7 protein-coding genes are annotated in these 9,802 nt (G+C 61.2%); 5 read left to right on the forward strand and 2 right to left on the reverse strand.

What is annotated here, in order from left to right; genetic code table 11:
* Nucleotides 1-1,580 (reverse strand): GAF domain-containing protein (locus tag ABIZ35_RS09605; RefSeq protein WP_348219672.1); only part of this gene is annotated, 1,580 nt, incomplete at its 3' end.
* A 129-nt stretch (nucleotides 1,581-1,709) separates the two neighbouring features.
* On the opposite strand from ABIZ35_RS09605, the gene ABIZ35_RS09610 reads away from it, so the two are divergent.
* The 5 genes from ABIZ35_RS09610 to ABIZ35_RS09630 all read left to right on the forward strand — a co-directional run bounded on the left by ABIZ35_RS09610 (nucleotide 1,710) and on the right by ABIZ35_RS09630 (nucleotide 7,957).
* Nucleotides 1,710-2,855, forward strand: coding sequence for a DUF1343 domain-containing protein (locus ABIZ35_RS09610; RefSeq protein ID WP_348219673.1), 1,146 nt, complete (start codon nucleotides 1,710-1,712; stop codon nucleotides 2,853-2,855).
* A 173-nt stretch (nucleotides 2,856-3,028) separates the two neighbouring features.
* Complete coding sequence (gene hisG, locus ABIZ35_RS09615) at nucleotides 3,029-3,901, forward strand: ATP phosphoribosyltransferase (RefSeq protein WP_348219674.1); 873 nt, start codon at nucleotides 3,029-3,031, stop codon at nucleotides 3,899-3,901.
* A gap of 134 nt (nucleotides 3,902-4,035) precedes the next feature.
* A complete protein-coding gene (locus ABIZ35_RS09620) occupies nucleotides 4,036-5,136 on the forward strand; it encodes a PEP-CTERM sorting domain-containing protein (RefSeq protein ID WP_348219675.1) in 1,101 nt (366 codons plus the stop codon).
* A gap of 113 nt (nucleotides 5,137-5,249) precedes the next feature.
* A complete protein-coding gene (gene mutL / locus ABIZ35_RS09625) occupies nucleotides 5,250-7,361 on the forward strand; it encodes a DNA mismatch repair endonuclease MutL (protein WP_348219676.1) in 2,112 nt (703 codons plus the stop codon).
* 80 nt (nucleotides 7,362-7,441) lie between these two features.
* Nucleotides 7,442-7,957 (forward strand): metal-binding protein, encoded by a 516-nt coding sequence (locus tag ABIZ35_RS09630; RefSeq protein WP_348219677.1) that lies wholly within the window; start codon nucleotides 7,442-7,444, stop codon nucleotides 7,955-7,957.
* A gap of 291 nt (nucleotides 7,958-8,248) precedes the next feature.
* Here the strand turns inward: ABIZ35_RS09630 and ABIZ35_RS09635 are convergent.
* The coding region (locus ABIZ35_RS09635) for a DUF4173 domain-containing protein (RefSeq protein WP_348219678.1) at nucleotides 8,249-9,802 on the reverse strand (1,554 nt) is incomplete at its 5' end.

The following is a 9,802-nucleotide window of genomic DNA, read 5'->3' on the forward strand; positions in this document are numbered from 1 at the left end:
TAGCCGCGCTCTAGTGTGGCCAAGGGCAGACGATCCATGTGGATGCCCTGTCCCTGGTCCTCGATCCAGACTTGCAGGGCGCCGGAGCGGGCGGCGCCGACGGAAGCGTTTCCCCCGCCGCCATGGACCACGGCGTTCATGGCGACTTCGCTGACGGCGGTAATCAAGTCCTGTGTCCGGTCTTCCGGCAGGCGACTATTTTCGCATGCCGCGACCGTTTGGCGGCGCAGCTGTGAAATCGTTTCCGCGACGAGCGAAACCGCAGGCAGGAAGGGAGCAAGACGGCGCGGCAGATCGCTGGGTGACGAGCAGAGATGGAGCTTGCCTTCGGTGACGCTGGCGAGTACGTCGCGCAGGAATTTCCGCTGCTGGTTTGCCGCCGCGCGTGATTCGCGCAGCAGCCGAGTGTTCTCCCGCTCGACCCGCTTGCGCTCCGCGACTTCCTGCTCCGCCGCCGCGCGCAGCCGGTTTTGCTCCTCGTAAAGCTCCACGGTGGTGATCGCCGACGCGGCGAGGTTGCCCAGCGCCGAGGCGACGCGTACTTCCAGCGCCTCAAACTTTCGTGGTTGTCGATAATAGAAAACGAAGGTCCCCGTAGTCTCGCCGTGCAGGACGAGCGGCAGGACCAGAACCGATTGGACGCCTTCGCCGCGCAGCAGTTCCAGGCGCGGCGCCATACGTTCGTCCAGCGCGACGTCCTCAATGAGCGTCGGCTCCGAAGGCGCGGCGTGTCCGCCCGGAGGCGTCTGGTTGCGCGCAAACTCCTCGGAAAGCCCGGTTTGCGACATCATTCCCCACGAACCGTCCATGGCGCGCCGCCAAACGGCGTAGGCGTCGGCGTCGAACAATCGCCGGGAAAGGCTCAGGACCGCCGGAAGAAGATCGCTCAGATGCAGGGATCCGATCAGGGAGCTGGCCGCTTCCGCCAGCACGGAAAGGCGCTCTTCCGCCTGCCGCCGCCGCTCTAGCTCCCGTTCCAGAACACGCGACGCCTCCTGGGCGTCGCCCAGAAGCTGAGCGTTATCGACGGCGACCGCCGCGCGCTGCGCCAGGTCTTCCGCCAGAACCAGATCGTTTTCCGTGAATGTCCGGCCCGAGTCTCCCGCTGTGATCAGAGTAATGACGCCGAATGTCTGACCGCGCGCCGTCATGGGGACCGCAATGGATGAGCGCAGGCGCAGGCTCAGAATCGCGTCTCGGACTTCCGAATCGGCGATGCCGGCGCGCACCATCTCCTCCGTTACCTCGGGATTAAACTCGGAGCGGCCGGTGCTGAGCACACGCAGAAAAGCGGGCGACGGAGCGGTTCCGATCTTTTCCGATAACTCCGCGCCCCAGGCGCGCTGCTGCGGGTCGGCGTGCGCGGTGGCGAGGCGATTGACCCGGACTTCTCCGTCCAGGGGCGTCTCCGACATGCTGACCGCGCACCAGTCCGCGAACCCGTGGACAAGCGCGTCGGCGATCTTCTGGAGAACGGTCTCATAGTCAAGCGATGAGTTAAACTGCCGGCTTGCCTCCACCAGGATGCGCAGTCGGCTGGGTGTTTGTTCGGCGCCGTCTCGCGGCGCGAATTCTGGCATGACGATCCCTTGCGTGATAGATGTGAACGATGCTAAACTTGTATTGCGCGGCGCGTATGAACGGAATTGGGATTCTCCATTTCCCCCCCGTAATCCTGCCGCTTCCCTACTGAAAATAGGAAACTCACCATGTCCTCTTTTTCTTCTGTTCTCACTGGCGTCGATGTGCTCGAACGGGATGGGTTTGCGCCGATCATGGGAGACCGCATCGCTCTCGTGACCAACCATACGGGATTGACCGGCGACGGGCGCGCCACGGTAGATCTGCTCCGCGCCGCCCCCGGTGTGGACCTGCGCGCTCTGATGGGACCGGAGCACGGCGTGCGCGGCGAGTTGGACACGGAGCAGATCGCCGACGGGGGGGACCAGCGCACGGGCCTGCCCGTCTATTCGCTCTATGGACCGCGCACGCGTCCCACGCCGGAGCAGCTTTCGGAGATCGACACGATTGTCTTTGACATCCAGGACATCGGCTGCCGGTTCTACACGTATATCAGCACGCTGGCGCATGTTATGGACGCCGCCGCTGAGTTTGGGAAGTGTCTCGTCGTTTTGGATCGCCCCAATCCGATCACCGGCGCCGCGATCGAAGGTCCGCTGGCCGATGGGGATAAGCTCGCCTTTGTCGCCTGCCATCCGATCCCCGTGCGCCATGGTATGACGATCGGGGAGATCGCCCGCCTGCTCCAAACCGAGCGCGCTCCTGGCTGTAACCTGACCGTCATCCCCTGTGAAGGGTGGACCCGCGACTGCTGGTGGGATGCGACCGGACTCGTCTGGACCAACCCGTCTCCCAACATGCGCTCGCTGGGTCAGGCGACGCTTTATCCCGGCGTGGGGCTTTTGGAGCTGACCAACGTCTCGGTCGGCCGCGGGACGGATACGCCGTTTGAGCTGTTCGGCGCGCCCTATGTTGACCCGCGCGCTTTCGCCGCCGCCGTCAACGCCGCCGGGGCGCCGGGTGTGCGCGTCACGCCCTTGTGGTTCACCCCGCGCGCGAGCGTTTTCGCCGGCGAGCGCTGCGGCGGCGTGAACTTCCTCCTCACCGACCGCGCGGCTTTCGACGCCGTTCACCTGGGATTCGCGCTCGCCGCCGCGCTGAGATCGCTGTACGCCGACCACTGGGCTCCCGAGAAATTGATGACGCTGCTGGCGAGCGCCGAGGCGTATCAGGGAGTTTTGGAAGCTCGTTCCTATGAAACGATTGCGGCCGGGTGGGAAGCGGATCTGCGGGAGTTCGCCGCTCGACGCAATCGTGCGCTTCTCTATCCGTGATCAAAATTACTGCTGTGTTTCTACTGGAAATTGCGTAAACCGAACGGATGCTGGTATAATAGGTTTGTATTCCTGTCGTTGACTTCCTGCGCTTCAAACCGGTATTCTAAAGAGACCTTTTGGGCGAAAAATTAGTCAGTAAATAAATTCAATTCGATGGGAAACTTAGCACCGTGACAAAGCTGCGCATTGGCGTGCCTAAGGGCAGCCTGCAAGAGGCGACCTTCGCCCTGTTTAAAAAAGCCGGATGGGACTTTCGTGTCAGCTCCCGTTCCTACCAGCCAGTAGTCGATGACGACGAACTGGAGCCGGTTCTGCTGCGCGCGCAAGAGATCGCGCGATACGTCGCGATGGGTGTCCTGGACGTCGGCCTGACCGGCCATGACAATGTGGTCGAAAGCGAAGCCGATGTTTACGAAGTCAGCGAGCTGATCTACTCCAAGGCGACCTCGCGCCCGTACCGCTGGGTTCTGGCCGTTCCGAACAACTCGCCGATCACCGGTCCTAAGGATCTGGAAGGCAAGCGCATTGCGACCGAGCTCGTGAACGTCACAAAGCGTTACTTAGAGAAGCACGGCGTCACTGCGCATGTCGAGTTCAGCTGGGGCGCGACCGAAGTGAAAGTCCCGGACCTGGTCGACGCGATTGTCGAGGGCACCGAGACTGGCAGCACGCTTGCCGCGCATGGCCTGAAAATCATCGACACGCTTCTAGAAAGCACGACCCGCTTAGTGGCGAACAAAGACAGCTGGCAGGACGAGTGGAAGCAGCGCAAAATCGAAAACATCGCCCTTCTGCTCCAGGGCGCGCTCGACGCCGAAACGCTGGTGGGCCTGAAGATGAACGTTTCCATGGAGAACCTGAACGCCGTCATTAACCTGCTTTCGTCGCTGCGCAAGCCGACCATCTCCCCGCTTCAGGAAGACGGCTGGGTGGCGCTGGAAACGATCATTCCCGAGAAGACTGTGCGCCATATCGTCCCGGAACTGCGCCGGAATGGCGCGCAAGGGCTGGTGGAGTATCCACTGAATAAAGTAATTTACTAAAATTAGAAATACATTTGGTCATAACATTACCATCTGGAATTATAGAGTACAATATAGTTCTAACAGTATGGTCTCTTGGATGTGTTGTAAAGAGTTGATTGTTAGAGTTTTAGTACTTGCATCGGAGAAATGTTATGACCTTACGACCTAATGCGCAGCCGTTTTCGCGTCTCCGCTCTTCCGTGATTGCTGGGCTTGCTTTCAGCGGCGCAGCGTTGATGTCCGCAGCGCCGGCGGCCCAAGCGGCCCCGTCTTACACCCTTACTGATCTCGGCGTCTTGCCTGGGTATAGTTATAGCAGCGGCAACAAAATCAACAACTTCGGAAATGTTGCCGGGACATCGTATGGCCCTAGCGGTTCGCATGGCTTTTTTTACAACGGTTCACTGCACGACGTCGGGACATTTGGCGGCAATTCGAGCGAGGCCCTCGGGATCAACAATCTCAACCAAGTGGTGGGCTTTGCTGCGAAACCTGACAATTATTCGGAAGCTTTCATGTACGACGGTTCGCTCCATGATCTTGGCAGAGGAGCGGCATTTGGGATCAATGATCAGGGGCATGTTGTCGGCGCGGACGCCAATTCCGGCTGGTATTACGACGGCTCCGTTCGTCATACGATTGGAACTCTTGGCGGCAGCGTAAGCGCGGGCGTTAACGTGAATTCAAGCGATCTCGTTGCCGGATACGCCACAACGGCGTCGGGCGACTTTCACGCGATTTCGTATCACAATGGCGTGCTGACGGATCTCGGCACTCTTGGCGGAACGTCTTCCTCGGGACATGACGTTAACGACTCCGGAATCATTGTCGGCACATCCACGATCGGCGCTGGCAGTCATCATGCGTTTATTGACAACAACGGAGTCATGACTGATATTAACGGCGGCGGATTTCAGGAAAGCTATGGATACGGGATCAATAGTGCGGGAGACGTTGTTGGCTCGGGCTACAATGCCGTACATGGTTACGACAGCGCTTTCTTCTACCATGATGGCGTTATGTATGACTTGCGAAACGTCGGAGGGATTGATCCCACCTGGAAACTGGAATTTGCTGCTGATATCAACGACCGGGGGCAAATTGTAGGCGAGGGCTTCCACAATGGCCAGTACCATGGATATTTGCTGACGCCTACTCCCGAGCCTTCGAGCGTTGCCGCGATGATGATCGGTTTCGTCTCGCTCTTCGGTTGCATTGGTCTGCGTCGCCGGAGCGCAAAGAACGCTCAATAAGAAAGGTAGGCCGCTGAAATAATATTCAGCGGCCTTTCCGGATTTTGCTTTTTCGCGCGAGCGCCTCTATTGACGCCACACGCGCCAATCTAAATTCGAAAAAGAGAACGTCCATGTCCAGCACCCCAAAAATTCAAATTCTCGACGACACGACTGCGAACCAGATTGCGGCGGGGGAGGTGGTCGAGCGCCCGGCGGCGGCGGTGAAGGAACTGGTGGAGAATGCGCTGGACGCCGGCGCGAAGCGGGTTTTGGTGGAGCTGGAAGAGGGCGGGAAGTACCTGATTCGCGTCACGGATGATGGGTCGGGTATGTCGCAGGAGGACGCGGTGCTGTCGCTGCAAAGACATGCGACTTCCAAGATCCGTCTGGCGGAGGACTTGTTCAAGATCACGACGATGGGGTTCCGGGGCGAGGCGCTTCCGAGCATCGCCTCGGTTTCGCAGATGACAATCGTGACCCGACTGGATGACGCGGAGGAGCCGGATGCGCCGGGGATCGAGCTGCGCTGCAACGGGGGAGCGTTCGAAGGCGTGGTCGAAGTCGGCGCGCGGACGGGAACCAGTATCACGGTCGAGAATTTATTTTACAATGTTCCGGCTCGCCTCAAATTCCTCAAGACGTCTCAGACTGAGACGAACCATATTGTGGAGCTGATGCAGCGGTTTGCGCTGGCCTACCCGCATGTCGCGTTTCGATTGCAGCAGAACAATTCCGAGCTGTTTTCGTCAGGCGGGGGCGGTTCGATGATGGACGCCTGCGTGCAGGTCTTTGGACGAGATACGGCGCGGCATCTCGTGCCGATGGATTACGAGGCTGGGGGAGTGCAGGTGTGGGGATTTATCGCGAGCCCCGCCGCGCTGAAGAACGCCCGTTCGTGGCAGCATAGCTTTGTCAACCGCCGCTTTGTGCGCAACAAAGCGGTGACGCGGGCGCTCGACGAAGGCTACAAGAGCGTCCAGACGATCCATGGCGTCAAATATCCCCCAGCGGTCATCATGATCGACATCGATCCCAGCCAGGTGGACATCAACGTTTCACCCACCAAGACCGAGGTGCGCTTTACCCGAGAGGGCGAGATCTATTCGGCGGTCTATCACGCCGTGAAAGAAGCTCTGCTCGCGGGCGGCTTGGTCCCAACGCTCATTCAAAAAATGACGCCGGGCGGCGGCGAGGAAGCCGCGCCGGGTGAGGGGACGCGCAAGTCCTCGGGATACAATCAGCAGCCGCTGTTCCAGGTTCCATCACGTCCGCCCGTGAATGTTCGGCGGCAGGACGTCACGCAGTCGCCGTTTCATGAAGCGCTGCTGAGCAAGGCGCACGGCGAGCCCGATCCGTTCGATGACGCCGCCGGTTACGGCGCCCGCCCGGTGAACGGCGGAGCGGGCAATGGCGCGCAGTACGCCGTGCGTCCCGCTTCTCCTTCCGACCGAGTGCAGGAGGGCGCGGCGCTTCTCGACGCCCCCGAAGCAGGGGATCGCTCGGCGCTTCTGGATTCGCCGGAGATGCTGGAGCAGACGGAGTTTGCGCGCGAGGACGGCGACGCTCCGTCCGAAAGCCAGGTCTCTGTCCAGAGCGTGGACGGCGTCGGGAGCGCCACCGGCGGCGATTACCGGAACCACAACCTCGGCTCACTGCGCGTGCTGGCGCAGTCGCGCAATATGTACATCGTGGCGCAGACCGACCACGCCCTGGTCTTGATCGATCAGCATATCGCGCATGAGCGTGTGCTGTACGAAAAATTAATCGCTGGGGCCGAGGGCGCTGGCGCCGGCGTGCCGGTCCAGCAATTGATAATCCCGTTCACACTGGAACTCAGTAAACGCGAGGCGATGGTGGTGGAGAACCGTTTGGAGGATCTGCGCCGGGCGGGCTTTGAGCTGGAGCCGTTCGGCGGCGATTCCTACTTAGTGCGTTCCGTGCCGGCGTCGGTCGCCCAAAAGCACATCAAGGCGCAGGGCGGTCCCGAGCAAGTGCTGCGTGAGATCGTGGATGAACTGGTCGAGAAGACGACCTCGCGGCGCCTCATGCTGCCCGCCGAGGAAGTCTTGATTACGGCCAGCTGCAAAATGGCCGTGAAAGCGGGCGATCCTCTGACCTTCGAAGAGATGAACGCCTTAGTCGCCGATCTTTTGAAATCCGATAACCCGTACACCTGCCCGCATGGCCGTCCGATCATCGTGGAGCTGGCGAACTCGGATCTGGACCGGAAGTTCGGCCGTTAATTCCGATCGCAGGTTATTGATTTCGCATTATTTCGCCCGTGGATTTTGGGCCTCGCCGAACCGCAAGAAAGTTCATTCCGTTGCCCAGTGGGAAAGTGCACGACAAGATCACGCTCGTCACGGCGGCCGCCGCCGTACCGGTGTGGTATCTCTATTGCCCGTCAGCGGACGTCACGCCGCTGATATTGACCCTGGGGGCGTATATCTTCTCCGGCCTCTGGCTGTCCGATGACCTCGACACCCAGAGCGTCGCCTACAAGCGCTGGGGCGCCCTGCGTTTTCTGTGGTGGCCCTACAAGACCCTGGTCCCACACCGCTCCTGGGTGTCGCACGGAATCGCCGTCGGCCCCTTGATCCGCGTCGCCTACTTCCTCTTCATGCTTTGGGCAACCATCCGCTGCATCCTCTGGCTGCTCGTCCGCAAGGGAATCCCCGTGGACCGAAACGCCATCATGACCGATGTCTGGTCGCATACCCTCACCTGGACGTTCGCTCATCCCACCTGGACCCTATGGATCGTCGTCGGCCTGATCCTCGGCGGCGTCGCCCACTCGGTCGCCGACATTGTCGTCAGCTTTGTGAAGAGAGTGTGGTGAACATCCGTTCGCGGCAGTCCCTATTCCCCCGGCGCTTTAGCGCGCTTCCCCCTTTTTCCCAACAAGCTGCTTCGCAGGGTAAAAGGGGTGCTAATCATTGAGTTCCATTCACTCGTCACATGGCCGTGAGGAGACAGTTTTGTAACCGATGCAAAATCTTCTTCACACCTACTTGTCGAGCGTGCAAGGACTACAGTTATGAGCACCCCTTTTCCCCCGCGCAGCGGCTTGTTGGGAAAAAGGGGAAAGCGCGCTAAAGCGCCGGGGGAATAGGGACGCACGGCATTGAAATCAATCCTCATAATCCTTCGCCGAACATGCATCCGCCGGGGCGGCCATCGCAAGCGCCGTCATCTGGGGCTTGTTGCTCTCAACCGCGTTCCATGCCTGCGCGCGTCCCACTGTCCAGCTGCGCCAATCGATGTGCGTGGGCGGGGTCCAGTGTTTGAGCAGCTGGGAGGCGACGATGGCGGCGTCGGCGGGCGGCAGGGCAGGGAGGGCGGCGACGAGCGGGGGGACGGCGTCTGCGCCGAGCGAGGATGCATAGCAGCCATCGAACTGGTGGGCGCTTTGGGCGTGAGCAAGGTTAGCGCGGGCGATCAGCGCGTCCGGATTCAGTCCTTCAAGGATCGCGATGCCGATGGCGGCCGCCGCGACAGCCCCTCCCGCGAAAAGCTCGCGTCGGCCGCGCAGCACGGTCAGGCCAAACCAGGCGAAGACGACGGCGAGCCAGACGATCGTCGCCATCACATAAAGTCTCAGTTCCGTCAGGCCGTAAGCATCTTCGTAAAGCCCCATGCGCCGGAAGGCGCTGGCGAGCATCACAAAGAGAAGCGCAACCTGGACGGCGGCGAGCCATCGGAAGGGGCTTTCGCCGCGCGGCGTCGCGCGGTCCATCGACCAGTGCAGGAAGAGCAGGACGGGAAGGACAATCGCCGCGACCGCCAGCAGCTCGAAGAAGCCGCCGCGTGCGTACTCAGCGAAGGTCAGTCCTGTGGTTGCCTTGAACAGCGCGGGGCCGCCGAAGGCGTAGCGCGCCTGCACGGCGACGAAGCTCAGAAACAGCAAGTCGATCGCCGCGAGGATGGTCACGACTTCAGGCAGGCCCAGCGCCTGCAGCGGCGCATGGACAGGGGATTCCACGGGGGCGGCGGCGCTTTGCAGGGCGCGGTGCAGAATGCCGGCCGCGCACCAGGCGATGACCGCGACGATCAGCAGGCGCAGGGCGAGTGTCGAGATATCCCAGTCGAATAAATGCCGCACCGAATATTGGTAGGCCGGATCGGCTGCCATTAGCAGACATAAGAAGATGAAAAATAGGGGCGAGACGATCAGCAGGCCGCGGCCCACGCCCGGCGCGGCGTTCCACCGCTTTTCGGCGCCCTCGGCGGGTACGATCGCCTCTCTGGGAAAACGGGCGGGCCCGATAAAGCCGGCGACGGCCAGCTTCGCGACGCTCTTCGCATATTCCAGAAACCCTGTTTTGAAAGCGCGCCATCCCTCTTGAGACGAGACCGCGCCCGCCGTCGCCACAACGATCGCCAGCAGGCATAGCGCGTGCAGCGCCTCCGAATCCCGCAGCGCCATCAGGGCGGAAAACGCCAGCGCCAGCCCCATCAGCAGCCGCCCGCCAGGGGCTGTCTTTACCGCGCCACTCCGCGCCAGCAGCGTCGCCGCGCCGGCGGCGGCCACGGCGAAGAACAGCCAGTTCAGACCGGCGCCTCCCGCGCCCTGAAACAAGGCGTCTCCCACAATCCCCAGAAGCAGCGCCGCTCCCAAAATCCATTGCGCCATGATCGTGATCTCCTCCGAGACAGGCATGCTCCGTGTCTCACTTGGGCATAT

Origin of the sequence: Capsulimonas sp. (assembly GCF_039929585.1) — a bacterium.
In the GTDB taxonomy this organism is placed as follows: domain Bacteria; phylum Armatimonadota; class Armatimonadia; order Armatimonadales; family Capsulimonadaceae; genus Capsulimonas.